General features: G+C 66.6%; 20 protein-coding genes. 12 read left to right on the plus strand and 8 right to left on the minus strand.

Annotated features, from left to right (window positions below):
* Window positions 1-74: 74 nt before the first annotated feature.
* From AU188_RS02290 to AU188_RS02305, 4 genes are read left to right on the plus strand one after another with little or no spacing between them, the layout of a single operon-like run.
* Window positions 75-821 (plus strand): SDR family oxidoreductase, encoded by a 747-nt coding sequence (locus AU188_RS02290; RefSeq protein ID WP_156426539.1) that lies wholly within the window; start codon window positions 75-77, stop codon window positions 819-821.
* Window positions 818-1669: an NAD(P)-dependent oxidoreductase gene (locus tag AU188_RS02295; RefSeq protein WP_082686436.1), complete on the plus strand. Its 852-nt coding sequence runs from the start codon at window positions 818-820 to the stop codon at window positions 1667-1669. The genes AU188_RS02290 and AU188_RS02295 overlap by 4 nt, the downstream gene beginning before the upstream one ends.
* 5 nt (window positions 1670-1674) lie before the next feature.
* Window positions 1675-2127 carry a carboxymuconolactone decarboxylase family protein gene (locus AU188_RS02300; protein ID WP_059162057.1) on the plus strand — a complete coding sequence of 151 codons (453 nt, stop codon included), beginning with the start codon at window positions 1675-1677 and terminating at the stop codon, window positions 2125-2127.
* Window positions 2108-3343 carry a hypothetical protein gene (locus tag AU188_RS02305; protein ID WP_059162058.1) on the plus strand — a complete coding sequence of 412 codons (1236 nt, stop codon included), beginning with the start codon at window positions 2108-2110 and terminating at the stop codon, window positions 3341-3343. The genes AU188_RS02300 and AU188_RS02305 overlap by 20 nt, the downstream gene beginning before the upstream one ends.
* Window positions 3344-3356: 13 nt before the next feature.
* On the opposite strand, the gene AU188_RS02310 is transcribed toward AU188_RS02305, so the two are convergent.
* The 4 genes from AU188_RS02310 to AU188_RS02325 are packed head-to-tail and all read right to left on the minus strand — an operon-like array spanning window position 3357 to window position 6640.
* A complete protein-coding gene (locus AU188_RS02310) occupies window positions 3357-4004 on the minus strand; it encodes a sensor domain-containing protein (RefSeq protein ID WP_059162059.1) in 648 nt (215 codons plus the stop codon).
* The gene (locus AU188_RS02315; protein WP_059162060.1) at window positions 4001-4744 is read right to left on the minus strand and encodes an EspA/EspE family type VII secretion system effector; all 744 of its coding nucleotides are present in this window, start codon (window positions 4742-4744) and stop codon (window positions 4001-4003) included. Before AU188_RS02315 ends, AU188_RS02310 begins: the two co-directional genes overlap by 4 nt.
* Before the next feature lie 19 nt (window positions 4745-4763).
* Window positions 4764-5381: a TetR/AcrR family transcriptional regulator gene (locus AU188_RS02320; protein ID WP_059162061.1), complete on the minus strand. Its 618-nt coding sequence runs from the start codon at window positions 5379-5381 to the stop codon at window positions 4764-4766.
* Window positions 5382-5407: 26 nt separating this feature from the next.
* Window positions 5408-6640 (minus strand): cytochrome P450, encoded by a 1233-nt coding sequence (locus tag AU188_RS02325; protein WP_059162062.1) that lies wholly within the window; start codon window positions 6638-6640, stop codon window positions 5408-5410.
* Window positions 6641-6713: 73 nt separating this feature from the next.
* Here AU188_RS02325 and purD point away from each other — a divergent pair, with 73 nt between their 5' ends.
* Window positions 6714-7982, plus strand: a complete 1269-nt coding sequence (gene purD / locus AU188_RS02330; RefSeq protein ID WP_059162063.1) for a phosphoribosylamine--glycine ligase — start codon at window positions 6714-6716, stop codon at window positions 7980-7982.
* Here purD and AU188_RS02335 read toward each other — a convergent pair.
* Window positions 7979-8800, minus strand: coding sequence for an alpha/beta hydrolase (locus AU188_RS02335; protein WP_059162064.1), 822 nt, complete (start codon window positions 8798-8800; stop codon window positions 7979-7981). The genes purD and AU188_RS02335 overlap by 4 nt on opposite strands.
* Window positions 8801-8929: 129 nt before the next feature.
* Between AU188_RS02335 and AU188_RS02340 the strand changes: the two genes are divergently transcribed.
* Together AU188_RS02340 and AU188_RS02345 are read left to right on the plus strand one after the other, a co-directional pair.
* The gene (locus AU188_RS02340; protein WP_059162065.1) at window positions 8930-9559 is read left to right on the plus strand and encodes a TetR/AcrR family transcriptional regulator; all 630 of its coding nucleotides are present in this window, start codon (window positions 8930-8932) and stop codon (window positions 9557-9559) included.
* Window positions 9560-9608: 49 nt separating this feature from the next.
* Window positions 9609-11027, plus strand: coding sequence for an APC family permease (locus tag AU188_RS02345; protein WP_059162066.1), 1419 nt, complete (start codon window positions 9609-9611; stop codon window positions 11025-11027).
* Here AU188_RS02345 and AU188_RS02350 read toward each other — a convergent pair.
* On the minus strand, window positions 11024-11887 hold the full coding sequence (locus AU188_RS02350) for a DUF429 domain-containing protein (RefSeq protein ID WP_059162067.1): 864 nt from the start codon (window positions 11885-11887) through the stop codon (window positions 11024-11026). The two genes, AU188_RS02345 and AU188_RS02350, sit on opposite strands and share 4 nt — an antisense overlap.
* A 40-nt stretch (window positions 11888-11927) precedes the next feature.
* On the opposite strand from AU188_RS02350, the gene purB reads away from it, so the two are divergent.
* The 4 genes from purB to AU188_RS02370 are packed head-to-tail and all read left to right on the plus strand — an operon-like array spanning window position 11928 to window position 16128.
* Window positions 11928-13346: an adenylosuccinate lyase gene (gene purB, locus AU188_RS02355; protein WP_059162068.1), complete on the plus strand. Its 1419-nt coding sequence runs from the start codon at window positions 11928-11930 to the stop codon at window positions 13344-13346.
* A complete protein-coding gene (locus tag AU188_RS02360) occupies window positions 13343-14587 on the plus strand; it encodes a cytochrome P450 (protein ID WP_059162069.1) in 1245 nt (414 codons plus the stop codon). Before purB ends, AU188_RS02360 begins: the two co-directional genes overlap by 4 nt.
* A 10-nt stretch (window positions 14588-14597) precedes the next feature.
* Complete coding sequence (locus AU188_RS02365; protein ID WP_286137243.1) at window positions 14598-15557, plus strand: tellurite resistance/C4-dicarboxylate transporter family protein; 960 nt, start codon at window positions 14598-14600, stop codon at window positions 15555-15557.
* Complete coding sequence (locus AU188_RS02370) at window positions 15544-16128, plus strand: DUF1707 SHOCT-like domain-containing protein (RefSeq protein ID WP_059162070.1); 585 nt, start codon at window positions 15544-15546, stop codon at window positions 16126-16128. Before AU188_RS02365 ends, AU188_RS02370 begins: the two co-directional genes overlap by 14 nt.
* 6 nt (window positions 16129-16134) lie before the next feature.
* Here AU188_RS02370 and AU188_RS02375 read toward each other — a convergent pair whose 3' ends face one another.
* Window positions 16135-16992, minus strand: coding sequence for a type IV toxin-antitoxin system AbiEi family antitoxin domain-containing protein (locus AU188_RS02375; protein ID WP_059162071.1), 858 nt, complete (start codon window positions 16990-16992; stop codon window positions 16135-16137).
* Between the two features lie 109 nt (window positions 16993-17101).
* On the minus strand, window positions 17102-17722 hold the full coding sequence (locus tag AU188_RS02380) for a hypothetical protein (RefSeq protein ID WP_059162072.1): 621 nt from the start codon (window positions 17720-17722) through the stop codon (window positions 17102-17104).
* 31 nt (window positions 17723-17753) lie between these two features.
* Between AU188_RS02380 and AU188_RS02385 the strand changes: the two genes are divergently transcribed.
* Window positions 17754-18641: a phosphoribosylaminoimidazolesuccinocarboxamide synthase gene (locus tag AU188_RS02385; RefSeq protein WP_059162073.1), complete on the plus strand. Its 888-nt coding sequence runs from the start codon at window positions 17754-17756 to the stop codon at window positions 18639-18641.
* The last annotated feature ends 11 nt before the right edge of the window (window positions 18642-18652 follow it).

Genomic DNA, 18652 nt, shown 5'->3' on the forward strand with positions numbered 1-18652 from the left:
CGCCGAGTGTCGGGTTTATCGACGCGTAGGCGCGAATGACGTGCGACAACCCAACACTCGGCAGAAAGGAAGACATGAGATTCGACGAGAAGGTCGCGATCGTCACCGGTGCGGGCGGCGGGATCGGCCAGGCCTACGCCGAGGCGCTGGCACGCGAGGGCGCGGCCGTCGTCGTCGCCGACATCAACACCGAGGGTGCGCAGAAAGTCGCCGACGGTATCAAGGGCGAGGGCGGTAACGCGCTGGCGGTGCGGGTCGACGTGTCCGACCCCGAATCTGCCAAGGAGATGGCCGCGCAGACGCTTTCGGAGTTCGGTGGCATCGACTACCTGGTGAACAACGCCGCGATCTTCGGCGGCATGAAGCTGGACTTCCTGATCACAGTCGACTGGGACTACTACAAGAAGTTCATGAGCGTGAACATGGACGGTGCGCTGGTGTGCACCCGCGCGGTGTACAAGAAGATGGCCAAGCGCGGGGGCGGGGCGATCGTCAACCAGTCGTCCACCGCGGCGTGGCTGTACTCGAACTTCTACGGGCTGGCCAAGGTGGGCATCAACGGCCTGACGCAGCAATTGGCCACCGAACTCGGCGGCCAGAACATCCGCGTCAACGCGATCGCGCCGGGACCCATCGACACCGAGGCCAACCGCTCCACCACGCCCAAGGAGATGGTCGACGACATCGTGAAGCGGATTCCGTTGTCGCGCATGGGTGAGCCCGAGGATCTGGTCGGCATGTGCTTGTTCCTGCTGTCCGACCAGGCGAAGTGGATCACCGGTCAGATCTTCAACGTCGACGGCGGGCAGATCATCAGGTGACCGACGAACTGAAGCTCGGCTACATCGGCCTCGGCAACATGGGCGCGCCGATGGCCAAGCGCCTGGTCCAGTGGCCGGGCGGGCTGGTGGTTTTCGATGTGCGGGCAGAGGCCATGACACCGCTCGCGGAGGTCGGTGCGACACTGGCCGACAGCGTCGCCGATGTCGCGGCCGCCGACATCATCAGCGTGACGGTGCTCAACGACGAGCAGGTGAGAACGGTCGTCGGCGAGCTGGCGGCCAACGCCAAGCCCGGCACCGTCATCGCGATCCACTCGACGATCAGCCCGCAGACCGCGGTCGAACTCGCCGACCAATTGCGGCCCCAAGGGCTCCACATCGCCGACGCCCCGGTGACCGGCGGTGGTGGCGCTGCGGAGAAGGGCGAGCTGGCGGTGATGGTCGGCGCCGAACGTGACGTGTACGAGCGGATCAAGCCGGCGTTCAAACAGTTCGCGTCGTTGGTCATCCACGCCGGCGAGCCGGGTGCTGGAACCCGGATGAAGTTGGCGCGCAACATGCTGACGTTCACCGGCTATGTTGCGGCGTGCGAGGCGATGAAGTTGGCCGAGGCGTCCGGGCTGAGCCTTCAGGCGCTCGGCAGGGTGGTGCGCCACAGTGACGCCCAGAGCGGCGGCCCCGGCGCGATCATCGTGCGTGAGGACATGAAGGACCTGACCCCCGATCACTGGCTGTATGACGCGTTCACCCACACCCGCGGGTTGGGCGAGAAGGATCTGAGCTTGGCTCTGGAGTTGGGGGAGAGCGTCGACGTCGGGCTGCCGCTGGCCCAGATCGCATTGCAGAACCTGGCTGCCGGGCTCGGCGTGCCGCACACGAAGGGGTGAAGACTATGGACGAGTTGCGCCGCAAGGGCCTCGAGAAGATGAACGAGGTCTACGGCTGGGAGATGCCGAACGTCGAGGGCAACGACTACTTCGCGTTGACCGCCGATCACCTCTTCGGGACCATCTGGACGCGGCCGGGACTTTCCATGCGCGACAAGCGGATCATGACGTTGACCGTCGTCACCGCGCTCGGCAATTCCGACCTCGCCGAGATCCAGGCCAACGCCGCGCTCGCGAACGGTGAGATCACCGAAGACGAGCTCAAGGAGATGGCGATCTTCCTCACCCACTACCTCGGTTTCCCGCTGGGCTCCAAGCTCGATGGAGTGGTCAGCAAGGTGGTCAAGAACCGTAAGAAGGCCGCCGAGAAGGGACGGGGCGAGGACAAGAAGGCGAACGTCAACGCGGCGGTGAGGATGCATTCCGGGGGGACGGTCCATGACGACCCGAAAGAGTAGGTACTCTTCGCTGTCCCGCGACGAACTCGCGGTGTTGGTGCCCGAGCTGCTGCTGATCGGCCAGCTGATCGACCGGTCCGGAATGGCTTGGTGCATAAGTAACTTCGGCCGCGAGGAGATGCTGCAGATCGCGATCGAGGAGTGGATGGGCGCCAGCCCGATCTACACCAAGCGGATGCAGAAGGCGTTGAAGTACGAGGGCGAAGACGTCGTCACGATCTTCAAGGGTCTGCAGCTCGATATCGGTGCGCCGCCGCAGTTCATGGATTTCCGCTACACCGTGCACGACCGCTGGCACGGCGAGTTCCATCTCGACCACTGCGGTGCGCTGCTCGACGTGGAACCGATGGGCGAGGACTATGTGCGCGGCATGTGCCACGACATCGAGGATCCCACGTTCGACGCCACGGCGGTGGCGACCAACCGTCGCGCACAGATCCGGCCGATCCATCGCCCGCCGCGCACCCCCGCCGACCGGCACCCGCACTGCGCATGGACCGTCATCATCGACGAGTCGCATCCGGAGGTCGAAGATCACCCCGTTCTCGACGTGATCCGCCGAACCCGTGCGGCCCGAACCGAACTCGACCCGATCGACGCGCGAGACGAGGGACAGGCCGACTACTCGGGAGCCCTGCTGTCGGACTTCGACTTCGGCGCGTTCTCACATTCAGCGTTGGTGCGCATGGCGGACGAGGTCTGCCTGCAGATGCACTTGTTGAACCTGTCGTTCGTGATCGCGGTCGGCAAGCGGGCAGGGACCAACACCGGACTGGCAACCGAGATCTGCACCAAGCAGCTGATCGGCGTCGCGGGAATCGCCGCCGAGCGGATTCATCGCGCCCTGAGGCTTCCCGGCGGCATCGAGGGCGCGCTGCGCACGATGCAGCTACATCCGATGTTCAACCCCTCTGCCTACCTCGACATGGAGTTCGGCCCGGACGTCGTCCATGTGCGACGGTCGCCGGCCCATGAGGACGGCGCATGGGTGTCGCTGGTGTCGTGCGACGAGGTGCGCCCGCTGCAGGCGATCGTGCGGGCGGTCAATCCGCGCTTCGACGTGGAAGTCGCCGGCAGCGACGAGGACTGGACCGCGCGCGTCGTCGAAACCGGCACGGAGGCCAAGGAATTCTCCGAGGTGTCGGTGGTCAGGGTCAGTGGCGGCGCGTCGTGGGAGTTCGAGGATCGCAAGTCGCTGCCGTTGACGGTGCTATAGAAAGGCATTCGAATCACTGGAGCCGTTGAGCCATCGACTCTGCGACGTCCCGGGCAACGCGTCCCGAGTCCGGTATCCCGACCACAACGACAGCGACCAGGTCCGATGACACCAGCCTGAACACGATGTCGGTGACGTTCGACGTGAGACTGAGCGTCGAGGAATCCGGTGTCGTGACACTGTATTCGTAATTCTTGATGTGCAGTGCGGAGCATTCGCCGATCTTCGGAGCGAGCTTGTCGAACGCGGCTCGTGCCGCGTGCCCGTCGGCATACCGGCCGACCGCCTGAGTCACGATCGCTACGCCGCGAATCTGTCCCGGTCCACTGTCGGTGGCCGCACTGTAACTCACAGTGCGAAATCGGGCGACGTCTGGACCGAAGATGACGTTCTGATCGAGCGCGGCTTTGCACGACCCGGGTGCCGTCGGATCAGGCTGCGGTTGATCGGTCGGCGGACCGGATTCAGCGCTGAGCGCATCGAAGTCTGCAATGGCACGAACGTCTTCCACGGACAGGATCGCGGAGTCGATCGCGGGCACCGCAGGCGGCTGTGCAGGCTGTTGTGTCGTCGTGCATGCTGACAGCACAAGGATGCCCCAGACCGCCGCGGCCGTCGCCAGCGCCCGACCGACATGGCGGTGACGCGTGGTATCGATCATTGGGTCTCGGTGCCGGTCACCTGGATGCCGAGATCTGCGGCCTCCAACACCAATTTCGACTGCTCCAGATCGAGTTCCTCCTTCTCGGCCTGGTAGGCGATCCCGGCCGGGGTGTTGATTGGTGGCCGCGGCCACATGGCGTTGTGCTTGGCGATCCGCGACTGAAGGTCCTCCCAATCCGTGTACCACTGTGCGACATCCTGGGGGTCGGGCGCCTGGGAGTCGGTGCCGTCGGCGGGGGCACGCGGGATTGGCTGCCTCAGCGCTTCGTACTCGCCGCCCAAGCTTCGCATCCGCCGGGCGATCGCGGACAGCTCACCATCGGAGCGACGGACGATATCGGCGACCTCGCTTGCGCCCCTGCTGATGACCGGCCACAGCATCTGCTCGCCGAGGGCGGTCCGTGGGACGGTCGCGGCCGCATCGACCACCCACTGCCTGACGGCCTCGAGGTCGCGTCGGCCGGCCGCCACCACCGCCGCCGACCGGTCGACTTCCGCCTTGAGGCGCTGATCGAGGTCCGCCATCGCGGCCAGCGCACGGCTCTGTCGCTGGTTCGCCTCGGCATACGAGTCCGAGCCCGCGCCGCTCCAGTCCTGCGGCGCGGCGGCGTCGACGTCGCTTTGCAGCCGACGGAACCGCACACTCTGGTCGAAGCCGTCACCGCCGTGGGGAGTGCCCTCGCCGAACGTGGTGCGCGCGCGTTGCCACGTCGTCAGGAAAGCAGCCAGGACACTCACGATCGGAGTCTAAAGCCGGTCAACTCGTGCGTTCGACGGCAATTTCGGGCGCCAGCGCCGTGCCGACCCAACGGCGCAGGTACTTGCGCAGTTCGGCGCCTCTGCGCGGCGGGCGGCCCGGATCGATGATGAATGACTGGATGATCCGCAGCAGATGCTCGGCCAACTCGTCGAGGTCGCCGTCGGTCAAGCCGAGACCGGTCCAGTCCACGTCGAAGCGCCGCAGCATCGAGTTGGCGAACTGCAGCGCCACATCCGAGGTGACCGTCTGACTGAAGGCGCTGGCTCTTCCGGGCATCAGCAGCAGGCCCATGTGCTTGTCCTTGGGCAGCCACTCCAGCGCGGTGGCGATGCCCTCGGCGACCGCCTCCTGCGGGTCGGTCACCCCCTGCAGATGGTCGGCCAACCGATCCAGGAAGCCGGTCGCCGCGCGTTGCGCCGAGGCTTCGAGCAGCGCGTCGGTGCTGGGGAAGTACCGGTAGACGGTTTGCCTCGTTACACCGAGGGTGCGAGCGACGTCGGCGATGGAGAATTCCGCGCCGCGGGCGTCGATCGCCTTGCCTGCGGCGTCGAGGATGCGGGCGACCGCTTCCTCGTCCGTCGACGGTGCCGATCCGGACCAGCCGTGGGTGCGCACGGCGAAATCCTACTCAGCCAGCCCCATCAACCCGTGTAGTAGACCTGCAGGTCCTTGACGCCGTTGATCCAGCCCGACCGAAGACGTTGCGGTTCGCCGAGTTTGGCGATGTCGGGAATCTGGTCGGCGATCTCGTTGAAGATCAGCTTGATCTCCATGCGGGCCAGGTTCGCGCCGATGCAGTAGTGCGCGCCGTTGCCGCCGAAGCCGAGGTGCGGGTTGGGGTCGCGCAGAATGTTGAACTCGAACGGCCGGTCGAAGACATCTTCGTCGTAGTTGGCCGAGCTGTAGAACAGTCCGACGCGCTGGCCCTCGCGGATCGTGACACCGCCAAGTTCGTTGTCGGCCAGGGCGGTTCGCTGGAAACAGTGCACGGGGGTGGCCCAGCGCACGATCTCGTCGGCGGTGGTCTCCGGGCGTTCCCGCTTGAACAGGTCCCACTGGTCGGGGTTCTCGAAGAACGCGTTCATGCCGTGTGTCATGGCGTTGCGGGTGGTTTCATTGCCGGCGACGGCCAGCAGGATCACGAAGAACGCGAACTCGACGTCCTCGAGAGACTCACCTTCGATGTCAGCCTGCACGAGCCGGGTGACGATGTCGTCGGCCGGACACCGGCGACGCTCCTCTGCCATCGAGTAGGCGTAGCCCATCAACTCCGCGTTGGCTGCGGTCGGGTCGGAGTCGAAGTCCGGATCGTCGGTGTTCATGATCGCGTTGGTCCAGTGGAACAGCTTTTCGCGATCGGCCTCGGGTACTCCGATCAGATCGGCGATAGCCAACAGCGGCAGGCTCATCGCGATGTCGTCGACGAAGTTGCCGCTGCCTTTTTCCTTTGCCGCGGCGACGATTTCACGTGCTGCGGTGGCCAGCTTCGCCTCGAGGGTCGTGATCGCCCGCGGTGTGAACAACCGCGACACCAGCTTGCGCAGCCTGGTGTGCTCCGGGGCGTCGTGGTTGATCAGCAGGGCTTTGGTGAGCTCGAGCTGGTCGGCGGTCACACCTTCGGGCAGGCGCATCACCGCTCCCTTGCGGTTGGTCGACCACAGGTCACCGTTGCGGGAGATGGCCTTGATGTCGTCGTGGCGGCTGATCACCCAGTAGCCGCCGTCGTCGAAGATCGACTCGGGCTGCTCGTTCCACCACACCGGGGCGGTCTTGCGCAGCTCGGCGAATTCGGTCACGGGGATGCCGCGGAGCAGCACCTCGGGGTCGGTGAAGTCGTATCCCTCGGGCAGGAACGGACATGTGGCGTGCGTCATACATTCGACCATACAGTGTCGTGTCAAGTGTATGGCCGAAGGGCTGCGTTGACAGGCGTTAGGGTGAGCAGTTGTGCGAGTCCTGGTGATCGGCTCCGGAGCCCGTGAACACGCGCTGCTGCTGGCGCTACGGCGAGATCCCGAGGTCGAGGGACTGGCGGTCGCCCCAGGTAATGCGGGGACCGCCGGGATCGCCGATCAGTACGACGTCGACATCACCTCCGGTGAGGCGGTCGCGAAGTTGGCCCAGCGCATCGCCGCCGACCTCGTGGTCATCGGGCCGGAAGTGCCGTTGGTGCTCGGTGTCGCCGATGCCGTGCGCAGCGTCGGGATCGCCTGCTTCGGGCCGACGAAGGACGCGGCCCGCATCGAGGGTTCGAAGTCGTTCGCCAAGGACGTGATGACCACCGCCGGCGTGCGCACCGCCAGGAGCGAGGTCGTCGACAACCCGGCACGCCTCGATGCCGCGCTCGACCGGTTCGGCCCGCCGGGCGGCGACCCCGCGTGGGTGGTCAAGGACGACGGTCTGGCCGCGGGCAAGGGTGTGGTGGTGACGGCTGACCGCGCCGCCGCGCGGGCGCACGCCGCGAGCCTGCTCGACGCGGGCCATCCGGTGTTGCTCGAGTCGTTCCTCGACGGGCCGGAGGTGTCGCTGTTCTGCGTCGTCGACGGTGAGACCGTGGTGCCCCTGCTTCCGGCGCAGGACTTCAAGCGCGTCGGGGACAACGACACGGGACCCAACACCGGAGGCATGGGGGCATACGCGCCGTTGCCCTGGCTGCCCGACGACATCGTCAACCGGATAGTCGATGATGTGGTGAAACCCGTTGCCGCCGAACTTGTTGCGCGCGGTTGCTCGTTCTCGGGCCTGCTCTACACCGGGTTGGCGATCACCTCGGGTGGGCCCGCGGTGGTCGAATTCAACTGCCGCTTCGGCGATCCGGAGACCCAATGTGTGCTCGCGTTGCTGGAGACGCCGCTGGGACAGCTCTTGTATGCCGCAGCGATCGGAGACCTCGCGGGCGAGCCGCCCTTGCAATGGCGCGACGGCGCCGCGGTGACCGTGGTGCTGGCCGCGGAGAACTACCCGGGCCGCCCGCGGGTCGGCGACGCGATCGCCGGTTCCGAGGTCGACGGGGTGCTGCACGCGGGCACCAGCCGCCGCGAGGACGGCGCGATCGTGTCATCGGGCGGCCGTGTGCTCTCGGTGGTCGGCACGGGTGCAGACCTTCCGGCGGCGCGTGATGCCGCCTACCAGCTGATCAAGTCGATTCGCTTGCCGGGCAGTCATTTTCGCAGCGATATCGGGTTGGCGGCGGCCGAAGGGCGAATCGCACTCTAGGCCGTCAGCAACGGCGCCATCCAGCTCAGCTCGCCGGGCAGTTGCGAGCTCCAGAACCCGCCGTCGTGACCGCCCGGTGAGAACCCGCCGGCGGGCGGATTCGGCAGCTGCGCGATGAACTCTTTCGTCGCCGAATAGAAGGGATCGTCGGTGCCGCAGTCGATTCGGATCGGGATGGATGCCAGCGCGGGCGATCCCCACACGCTGTTGGCCGCATAGTCCTCGGCGCTGTCGAACGCGCCGGGTGCGGCCGCCCCCGGCGACGTCCACAGCGCCGGGCTCACCGCACAGATCGCCGCCGTGCGGGCGGGGCCGAGTCGGGCACCGAGCAGCAGCGCGCCGTAGCCGCCCATCGACCACCCGAGAAAGCCGACGCGCGAGGTGTCCAAGCCTTGCGAGTCGAGCATCGGGATCAACTCGTCGAGCACCATCGCCCCGGAGTCCTCGCCGGACGCCCGTTTGTGCCAGTAGGTTCCGCCACCGTCGACGGCGACCACCGCGAACGGCGGCAGCCCCGCGGCGACGGCCTCGGCCAGGCCCTGCTCCACGCCTCCGGCCATCACACCGGCCGCGTCCTGTCCTTTCCCGTGCAGCGCAATGACGGGCCGCAACGGGGTGCTCTGGCCGGGCGGGCGGGCGATCGCCCAGTTGGTCGTCAGTCCTCCCCGCGCCGGCGAGACGAAGGAGCCGTCGACGTAGGTCGGCGCGGCCGGGGCCGCCGGAACCGTCGGCGCCATCCGCAGCGCCACCGCGCCGGCCGCGGCACCGACTCCGAGGCGCAGAAGCGAACGGCGAGTCAGTTCGGGCATGGCGGCCATGATGCCACCGGCGCTTGCTCACCCGGTCTGGCCGGTTGCGCGTCGCAGCAGGAACACCAGCCCCGTCTTCTGTGGGCAAAGCCTGACGTTTGGCCGAAAGTCCGATGGGAGGCCCGCCCGGCTGGCAGCATGCTAGGCGTGACGGCAGCGGTCACTCCCAAAGGAGAACGTCGGCGGTATGCGCTGGTCAGCGCGGCTGCCGATCTGCTGTGCGAAGGCGGCTTCGATGCGGTGCGCCATCGCGCCGTGGCCCGTCGTGCCGGGCTGCCGTTGGCGTCGACGACCTATTACTTCTCCTCGCTCGACGACCTGATCGCCAAGGCCGTCGAATACGTCGGCGAGCGCGAGGCCGAGCAGTTGCGGGCGCGCGTCGCGCTGCTGTCGCGGCGGCGACGAGGCGCCGAGTCGACCGCCGACATCTTGGTCGACCTGTTGGTCGATGACGCGGTGGGGCAGCGGGTCAGCGAGCAGTTGATCTCGCGGTACGAGCGCTACATCGCATGCGCACGCCACCCCCTGTTGCGCGACATCCAACGGCGGATTCTGCGCCAGCGCAGCGATGCGGTCATCGAGGTCATCGAACGCTCGGGACGGTCGGTGCGGGCGGAGTACCTCACCGCGTTGGTCAACGCCGTCGACGGTGCGGTGGTCGCGGCGCTCGTCGCCGAGGGCGACGGCCCACGCGCAACAGCGCGCGCGACCTTGATCGACGTGATAGACGTGTTGGCACCTATCGACGAGCGAGTGGCGCAGGTCTGAACGCCACAGGGAGGGCGATGAGCGCTTGCGCGAAGAGCAAAGGGCACCGATGAGTACGCCGGTGGACAAGCAGCCCGAACTTCGGCGGGTGATGGGTCCGGGTTTGTTGCTTCTGTTCATCGTCGGCGACATCCTCGGCACCGGCGTGTACGCGCTGACCGGTCAGGTTGCCGGTGAAGTCGGCGGGGCGGCCTGGCTGCCGTTCCTGCTGGCGTTCACCATCGCGACGATCACGGCGTTCTCCTACCTGGAGCTGGTGACCAAATATCCGCAGGCTGCCGGCGCTGCGCTGTACGCGCACAAGGCATTCGGAGTTCAGTTCTTCACCTTCCTCGTCGCGTTCGTGGTGATGTGCTCCGGCATCACGTCGGCTTCGACCGCGTCACAAGCGTTCGCGGCCAACCTGATCAAGGGTTTCGCACTGGATTGGGGCAAGGCGGGTGTCGCCGTCATCGCGCTGGCCTTCATGGCCGTTCTGGCCGCGATCAACCTGCGCGGCGTCAGCGAAAGCGTCAAGCTCAATGTCGGCCTCACCATCATCGAGATCACCGGACTGATGATGGTGATCTTCGTCGGGCTGTGGGCGTTCACTCAGGCCGGTGACTATGATTTCTCGCGCGTTGTCATGTTCGAAAGCAGCCAGGAGCGAAGCACATTCGTCGCGATCACCGCGGCGACGTCACTAGCCTTCTTCGCGATGGTCGGCTTCGAGGATTCGGTCAACATGGCCGAGGAGACCAAGGACCCGGTCCGGATCTTCCCGAAGGTCTTGTTGACCGGCTTGAGCCTCGCCGGCGTGGTGTACATCGTGGTGTCGATCATCGCCGTCGCGTTGGTGCCCATCGGCGAACTGAGGGCAAGCGCCACACCGCTTGTCGACGTGGTCGAGGCGGCGGCACCCGGACTTCCGATCGACGAACTGTTCCCGTTCATCACGATGTTCGCGGTGTCGAACACCGCGCTGATCAACATGTTGATGGCGAGCCGGCTGATCTACGGCATGGCGCGCCAGCATGTGTTGCCGCCGGTGCTGGGCACGGTGCACCGAACACGCCACACCCCCTGGGTTGCAATCGTGTTCACGACGGTCATCGCATTCGGTCTGATCTTCTATGTCTCCGCGTTCGCGAGCAGCAAGGCGGTCTCGGTGCTCGGCGGCACGACGTCGCTGTTGTTGTTGGCGGTCTTCGCGATGGTCAACGTCGCGGTGCTGGTGCTGCGCCGCGACGTCCGCGAGGCCGGCGGGCACTTCAAAACACCGACGGTGCTGCCCGTGATCGGGTTCATCACGTCGCTGTATCTGGTGACGCCGCTGTCGGGCCGCCCCGGTTCGCAGTACCTGGTGGCCGGCGTCCTGCTCGTGATCGGCGTCGTGCTGTTCGTGATCACCATGATGATCAACAAGCAGCTCGGCATCAGGGACGCCGGCATCACCGACCCGACCCGGCTGGCCGAAACGCCGGATTAGCCGCCCAGCTGCCTGCGGATCTCGATCAGCTCACGCTGTGCGCGTTCGATGAGAAGTTGAACCTGCTCGAGCCGCGGCAACACTTCGCCGGGGTCAGGGTCCGGCACCGCACGAGCCCGAGGAGCGGGCGTCAACTCCGGTGGCAACGCAGGGGTGACGATGTAGCCGACTTCGCGGTCACCGTAGATTGTGATGTCCTCGCGCCGCCGCTCGAAATACAGCGCGACGTACGCGCAGAGCACCGCGTCGACGGGATCTTCACAAGCGTTCAGCTGAAAGGCTCGAACGCCCGCCTCGATTCTCTTGCGAAGTTCGAGCCAGGCGGGACTACTGCGCACGCGAAGCTGCGGTGTCGCGTCGTGCAACCCCTCGATCAGCTCCACCATCCTAAGTAGCTCGGACTTGCGCTTCGCGACATCCTTGGAGCGCCGCTTGTACTTGAGCGTCCTGCCGAGTTTGAACAGTGAAACCGTTGCTGCGTGCGGGTAGACCTCGATCGCGCGACGATCACCGCGTGACTGCGGGTCGGGATCGAGGCACAGTCGTTCGCAGAGAACTTCGGCGCGGGGCGGATTGAAAAGTGGATTGCCCGTGTTCGAGGGCTGCGCGGTTGCTTCGAACGGCATGAAATCCCGGTTGTACAGGGTCTCACCGAGTCGGTAGCCGCTGGGATTCTTGACGATGAGCGGGGCGTCGATGGCCACGATGCAGGGGCCGTCGACGTACGGCGCGAGAGTCGCCGCGATCTCGTCGTCGCTGACGGCCGTGCCGACCTGCAAGAGCCGGCCGTCTTCGTCCAGGACGGCTACACCGGTTTGGTTCGCGTCCGCCCATGCGAGATCGAGTCCAACGAAGTACATGGGGCCAGCCTGCCTTACCCGCGCCGTAAGCTGAGTGTTTGTGACGATCCCCAATGTGCTGGCCAATCGTTATGCCAGCGAGGACATGGTGGCCATCTGGTCGCCGGAGGCCAAGGTCGTCGCCGAGCGCCGGCTGTGGGTCGCCGTGCTGCGCGCGCAGGCGGAGTTGGGTGTTGACGTTCCGGCAACGGTGGTGGCCGACTACGAGCGCGCGCTCGAACGCGTGGACCTGGCGTCGATCGCGGCGCGCGAGCGGGTGCTGCGCCACGACGTCAAGGCGCGTATCGAGGAGTTCAATGCGCTGGCGGGCCACGAGCACGTGCACAAGGGCATGACGAGCCGCGACCTCACCGAGAATGTGGAACAGCTGCAGATCCGCCGGTCCCTGGAGCTGGTGCATGCGCATGGGGTGGCGGTGGTGGCCCGCTTGGCCGAACGCGCCGTTCTGTATCGCGACCTCGTGATGGCCGGCCGCAGCCACAACGTCGCCGCGCAGGCGACCACCTTGGGCAAGCGATTCGCGTCGGCGGCCGAAGAGATGCTGATCGCGCTGCAGCGCCTGCGCTCGTTGATCGACCGTTACCCGTTGCGGGGCATCAAGGGCCCGATGGGCACCGCTCAGGACATGCTCGACCTGTTCGACGATGACGCTTCGCGCCTTGCGGATCTCGAGCGGCGGGTCGCCGAATTCCTCGGCTTCACAGACATTTTCACCAGCGTCGGACAGGTGTACCCGCGATCCTTGGATCACGACGTGGTCTCCTCACTGGTGCAGGTGGGCGCTGGACCGTCGTCCCTGGCGCACACCATCCGGCTGATGGCCGGCCACGAACTCGTCACCGAAGGTTTCGCACCCGGCCAGGTCGGATCGTCGGCGATGCCGCACAAGATGAACACCCGCTCGTGTGAGCGGGTGAACGGATTGCAGGTCGTGCTGCGCGGCTACGCCTCCATGGCGGCCGAACTGGCTGGCGCGCAATGGAACGAGGGCGACGTGTTCTGCTCGGTGGTGCGCCGGGTGGCACTGCCCGACGCATTCTTCGCCGTCGACGGGCAGATCGAAACCTTCCTCACGGTGCTCGACGAGTTCGGCGCCTACCCCGCGGTGATCCAGCGGGAGCTGGATCGGTATCTGCCGTTCCTGGCGACGACGCGGATCCTCATCGCCGCCGTCCGCGCCGGGGTCGGCCGCGAAACCGCCCACGAGGTGATCAAGGAGCACGCCGTCGCGGTGGCCCTGGCGATGCGGGAGAAGGGCCAGGAACCCGACCTGCTGGACCGGTTGGCGGCCGATCCACGGCTACCTCTGGACCGACCCGCGCTGGATGCGGCGCTGGCCGACAAGCAGGCGTTCACCGGCGCGGCCGGCGATCAGGTGGACCGGGTCGTCGAGGCCGTCGGCGAATTGGTCAGCCGCTATCCCGAAGCCGCCAAATACACTTCGGGTGCCATCTTGTGACGCTGGCGGCGATCGATTTCACCGATCTGGACAACTTCGCGAACGGGTTTCCGCACGACCTGTTCGCGGTGCATCGGCGCGAGGCGCCGGTGTATTGGCATCCGCCGACCGAGCACACTCCCGACGACGAGGGATTCTGGTCCGTCGCCACCTACGCCGAAACGCATGCGGTGCTGCGTGATCCGCAGACCTTCTCGTCGGTGACCGGCGGGTCCCGCCCATACGGCGGCACGCTGCTACAAGACCTGGCGATCGCCGGGCAGGTGCTCAACATGATGGACGACCCGCGACACGCGCAGATTCGCAAGCTCGTCAGCTCGGGTCTGACGCCGCGAATGATCCGCCGGGTCGAGGATGATCTGCGTGCGCGGGCGCGGCGGCTGTTGGACGCCGTTGAGCCGGGGGAGCCGTTTGACTTCCTGGTCGACGTGGCCGCCGAGTTGCCGATGCAGATGATCTGCATCCTGTTGGGAGTTCCGGAGTCCGAACGTCATTGGCTCTTTCACGCGATCGAGCCGCAGTTCGACTTTGGCGGTTCACGCAAGGCGTCCCTTGGTCAATTGTCGGCCGAGGAGGCCGGCTCGCGGATGTACACCTACGGCCAGGAGTTGATAGCCGCCAAGCGCGCGTCGCCGACCGACGACATGTTGTCGGTGGTGGCGAACGCTTGCCTCGATGACACCGCGGACGACGGCGCGCTCGCTCCGGCCCTCCTTTCGGACCTCGAGTTGTATCTGTTCTTCAGCCTGCTGTTCAGCGCGGGCGCCGAGACGACCCGCAACGCGGTGGCCGGCGGGTTGTTGGCATTGATCGACAACCCCGATTCGCTCGCGGCTCTGCGTTCGGATCTGGGTTCGTTGCCGTCGGCCATCGAGGAGATGGTGCGCTGGACGTCGCCCTCGCCGTCGAAGCGGCGCACCGCGACGCGCGATGTGTCGTTGGGCGGCTGTGAGATCGCGGCCGGTCAGAAAGTGCAGATCTGGGAGGGGTCGGCCAATCGGGACGCGGCGGTCTTCACCGACCCGGATGTGTTCGACATCGGGCGTAAACCGAACCCGCATCTGGGCTTCGGGCACGGTGTGCATTACTGCCTCGGTGCCAACCTCGCGCGGCTGGAGCTTCGGGTGCTGTTCGAGGAGCTGCTGACGCGGTTCTCGGCGGCCACGCTGGTCAAACCCGTCGAGTGGACGCGCAGCAACCGGCACACCGGCATTCGGCATCTCGTCGTGGAGCTGCGGTGAGCGGCGGGCGGTGAGACCGGACGCATTCGCGTTCGTGATGGCGACCGGCATCGTGTCGATCGCTGCGACGGACCACGGCTTCGTGTACGTCAGCGATGGGCTGGCCGTGGTGGCCATCGTCGGGCTCGTGGTTCTCGTCGCGGCCGCGGGAGTTTCCTGGCGCGGACAGCCGCCGGATCTCGCGGATCCCGATGTCACGATCGGCATGTTCACGTTCGTCGCGGCGTGCGCGGTCATCGACAGCAGGCTGACGTCGATATCGGTGGTGGTGTGGACACTGGGCGTGCTGGCGGCGGTGGCGTGGTTGGTGGTGAGCGCTTTGACGGCGCGAAATATCGCGGCCAGGTCTTGGAAAGAGTTGCAGGAGCGTGCGCGCGGCGCATGGGAACTGGGCAGCGTCGGCACGTCCGGACTGGCGATCGTCGCCGTGGCGCTGGCGCATGACACGGGTTCGCATGCCGTGCTGATGATCGGTGTGGCGATCTGGCTGGTGGCGATCGCGGTGTACGTGTTGATGACCGCGTTGATCCTGGCGCGGGCGTTCGCTGCACGGCTGGACCCCAGTGGGTTCGAGCCCGACGCGTGGATACTGATGGGCGCCATGGCCATTGCCACATTGGCCGGAGACCACCTCTACCGGGCGGGGATCGACGACGTCCGCGCCGTGACCATCGCGACGTGGTGTGTGGCTTCGTTGTGGATCCTGCCGCTTCTCTACTTCGGCTTGCGACACATCCAGCGGGCCGAAGCCCGGCGTTTCGCCGCGGTGTGGTGGGCGATGGTGTTTCCGCTCGGCATGTACTCGGCGGCCAGCCACGCCATGGCCGTGGAGACCGGATGGCCTGTCCTGCCCGGCGTTTCGGTGACCTTCTTCTGGATTGCGTTCGCTGCGTGGCTCATCGTGGCGTTCGCCGGCGCGTGGCGGTTGCGTGCCCGCCGCCACCTACCCTCGAGACATGGACTCCGATGACGCGAACCTGCGGATCTCTGACGACGACCGTGCCCATGTGAGCCAACTGCTCGAACGGGCGGTGGGCCAGGGCATGCTCACGCTCGACGAGTTCAGCGACCGGATCGACAGTGTGCTGGCCGCGCGTACTCGTGGAGAACTGCGAAGGGTCTTGGCCGACCTCCCTGATATGGACGTGCCGCCACCGGCGACGGCGGGGTCCGCCGATGGCGAGGTGTTGCGTGGCCGGATGTCGTCGGTGTCGCGGCGGGGGGAGTGGACGGTGCCGTCACACCTGCGGGTGAACACCCGAATGTGTGACACCACGCTCGACTTCACCAACGCGGCAGTGCGCGGTCCGACCGTCGTGCTGGACATCGACGACTACTTCAGCTCGACCGCACTGATCCTGCCTGACGGCGCCACCGCCGACCTCGACGGTGTCGAGACCTTCGCCGGCAGCACGACCGTCAAGGTGCCCCGCGGCCCGCGGTCGGAGCGGTTGCATGTCGTGGTCCGCGGCCGGGTGCGGTTCGGGTCGGTGACGGCGCGGTACTCGTTCGGGCGGGTGTGGCGGCGGGTGCTCGGGTAGTGCGGTTCACTGCCCGGTCGCCGCGGCGATCTCAGCGAGCACGCGTTGCGGATACTCCGTGAGGTCAAGCCAGGTGAAGCGCAACACCTTCCAGCCGAGAAGCGATATTGCATTCTGGCGCTTGCGGTCGATCTGGAACGCATCGGGGTCATGGTGGAAGGCCCACCCGTCGACCTCGATGGCGACTTTCGGCGCGTCGAAGCCGACGTCAACCTGGTAGCCGCCGACGGGATAGTTCGTCTTCCAGCCGGTGAGCCCAGCGTCGCGAAGAAGCTTCACAAGCAGTCGCTCGGCCTCCGAGCGGGCGCCGTCCTCGGCCGCCCGCAAGAGCGTGCGTGCTGAGGGCGAGCCGTACCTGCCCTTGTTGCGTAGGTGCGCTCGCCATAGCTGCGCGAGGTCGACGTGGCGCTGCAATGCGGTATCCATCAACTTGGCTCCGCCACCGCGCCGGACGGCGGCTTCAACGACTGTCAGCGGCAGTGCGGTGACTCGCAGTCCGTCGCGCTCCACCACGTCGTGCGGGTCGAGGTCACGCCGCCGCAGCCTGGTTTCCGGCCGATGTCGAAGTCGACTGTCTCGTGGAACGGTGACCTCGACCGTCGTCGGCGCGAACTGCGTCAGCCGGTGCCACCACGCCGCCGCCATGCCGCTCGCGCATGCCTGCGGGCCGTACGCCAACACAGCGACGCGTACCCGAGCGGCGTTGGTGAATCGCCGATCGGCGACGAAGTACACGCCCCGAGCGCAGCGCAGCCAACGCCCCGACCGAATCCTGCGATTGATCGCATCCTGGCTCAGCCCCACACGAAGCGCCTGAGCCCGTGTGAGTACGCCGTCCTGCCGGCACAGATAGTCGTCGAGCACTCTGTATGGACGCGAGAACGTGCCCAACCGGTTCCATTCCGGGCGATTTGTGGAGCCGCACCGGCGCTCACCGCCGCCAAAACTCCACAAATCGCGGCGGCGGAGCCGCTCAGGTACGGAGCCGGGCGACACCTGCCGAACGCAGCTCCAGCGCGGCCAGGCCGCGGATCGCCGTGGCGTCGTGCTCGCGCCACGCCCCGACAGGATCGGGGTGGATCGCCGCCAGCTTGGCCAGCGGCCGGTTGGCCAGCGCGCGAAGCGCCAGCAGCTGCTCGCCGGCGGGAGTGCGGGCCAGCGCGATCGCGGTCCATTTCCGGCGGAAGAACCGCAGCCGCAGAAACAGCCACGGCATCGCGACGAACAGGATCGGCGGCGCGGCCACCGCCAGTGCGAGCACCCACGCCAACCACGACGCGGTGCTGTCCAGGCTCTGACCGGCCCCCGCGATGTCCAGCGCCGCCTCGCTGGCCGCCCGCAGCGGCTTGCTCAGCGCGTCGCCGACGAGCGGGAAGTCGCCGGTGCGGTCACTCGCGGTGTCGAGATTCTCGGAGACCCCGTTGGCGCCGGTCTCGACTTGACGGCCCACCGCCGCGATCGTCGAGACCGCCGAGTGCACGGCAATGCCGACCATCACCCACACGGTGGTCCAGGCGACCACGACGATGTCGCTGATCAGCTGGCCGAGGATGCGCGACGGTGTGGTGGCGTAGGGGATAAACCGCGAAGTCATGGCTGTAGATGCTGCCCGATAGGCTGGCCCGATGCGCCCCGCTCTGTCCGACTACGAACATCTGGCCAGCGGCAAGGTTCGAGAGCTGTACCGCGTGGACGACGAGACGCTGCTTTTCGTGGCCAGCGACCGGATCTCCGCCTACGACTACATCCTGGACTCACAGATCCCCGACAAGGGCCGCATCCTGACCGCGATGAGCGTGTTCTTCTTCGACCTCCTTGACGCTCCCAATCACCTCGCCGGCCCACCCGACGACGAGCGCATCCCCGCCGATGTGCTCGGCCGCGCGCTGGTCGTGCAGGAACTCCAGATGCTGCCGGTCGAGGCCGTCGCGCGCGGCTACCTGACCGGTTCAGGTCTCATCGACTATCAGCAGACCGGCAAGGTGTGCGGTATCGCGCTGCCCGCGGGCCTGCGCGAGGCCAGCAGGTTCGCCCAGCCGCTGTTCACCCCGGCGACCAAAGCCGAACTGGGACAGCATGATCTGAACATCTCGTTCGACGAGGTGGTCGAATTGATCGGCAAGGAACGAGCCGAGCAGGTCCGCGATCGGACACTGCGGACCTACATCCAGGGCGCCGAGCACGCGTTGACCAAGGGCATCATTGTCGCCGACACCAAGTTCGAGTTCGGCGTGGACAAAGACGGCGAACTGCGACTGGCAGACGAGGTTTTCACCCCGGACTCGAGCCGATATTGGCGCGCAGACGACTGGGAAGAAGGTGTCGTGCAGCAGAGCTTCGACAAGCAGTTCGTCCGCAACTGGCTCACCAGGCCGGATTCCGGATGGGACCGTACCGGCGACACGCCACCGCCACCCCTGCCGCCGGACGTCGTCGAAGCCACCAGGGCTCGCTACATCGAGGCGTACGAACGCATTTCGGGCCTCGACTTCAGCGATTGGATCGGCGGATGAGCGACGCTTGC

Source organism: Mycobacterium sp. IS-3022 (assembly GCF_001500065.1).
Taxonomy (GTDB): Bacteria; Actinomycetota; Actinomycetes; order Mycobacteriales; family Mycobacteriaceae; genus Mycobacterium.

What these genes read in the sequence shown, in the direction of transcription:
- AU188_RS02290 (WP_156426539.1), top strand. Translation starts at nt 75, where the DNA reads ATGAGATTCGACGAGAAGGTCGCGATCGTCACCGGTGCGGGCGGCGGG.
- AU188_RS02370 (WP_059162070.1), top strand. Translation starts at nt 15,544, where the DNA reads ATGGACTCCGATGACGCGAACCTGCGGATCTCTGACGACGACCGTGCC.
- AU188_RS02310 (WP_059162059.1), bottom strand. Translation starts at nt 4,004, where the DNA reads ATGATCGATACCACGCGTCACCGCCATGTCGGTCGGGCGCTGGCGACG.
- AU188_RS02340 (WP_059162065.1), top strand. Translation starts at nt 8,930, where the DNA reads ATGCTAGGCGTGACGGCAGCGGTCACTCCCAAAGGAGAACGTCGGCGG.
- AU188_RS02335 (WP_059162064.1), bottom strand. Translation starts at nt 8,800, where the DNA reads ATGGCCGCCATGCCCGAACTGACTCGCCGTTCGCTTCTGCGCCTCGGA.
- AU188_RS02350 (WP_059162067.1), bottom strand. Translation starts at nt 11,887, where the DNA reads ATGTACTTCGTTGGACTCGATCTCGCATGGGCGGACGCGAACCAAACC.
- AU188_RS02305 (WP_059162058.1), top strand. Translation starts at nt 2,108, where the DNA reads ATGACGACCCGAAAGAGTAGGTACTCTTCGCTGTCCCGCGACGAACTC.
- AU188_RS02380 (WP_059162072.1), bottom strand. Translation starts at nt 17,722, where the DNA reads ATGACTTCGCGGTTTATCCCCTACGCCACCACACCGTCGCGCATCCTC.
- AU188_RS02300 (WP_059162057.1), top strand. Translation starts at nt 1,675, where the DNA reads ATGGACGAGTTGCGCCGCAAGGGCCTCGAGAAGATGAACGAGGTCTAC.
- AU188_RS02385 (WP_059162073.1), top strand. Translation starts at nt 17,754, where the DNA reads ATGCGCCCCGCTCTGTCCGACTACGAACATCTGGCCAGCGGCAAGGTT.
- AU188_RS02325 (WP_059162062.1), bottom strand. Translation starts at nt 6,640, where the DNA reads ATGACGCACGCCACATGTCCGTTCCTGCCCGAGGGATACGACTTCACC.
- AU188_RS02345 (WP_059162066.1), top strand. Translation starts at nt 9,609, where the DNA reads ATGAGTACGCCGGTGGACAAGCAGCCCGAACTTCGGCGGGTGATGGGT.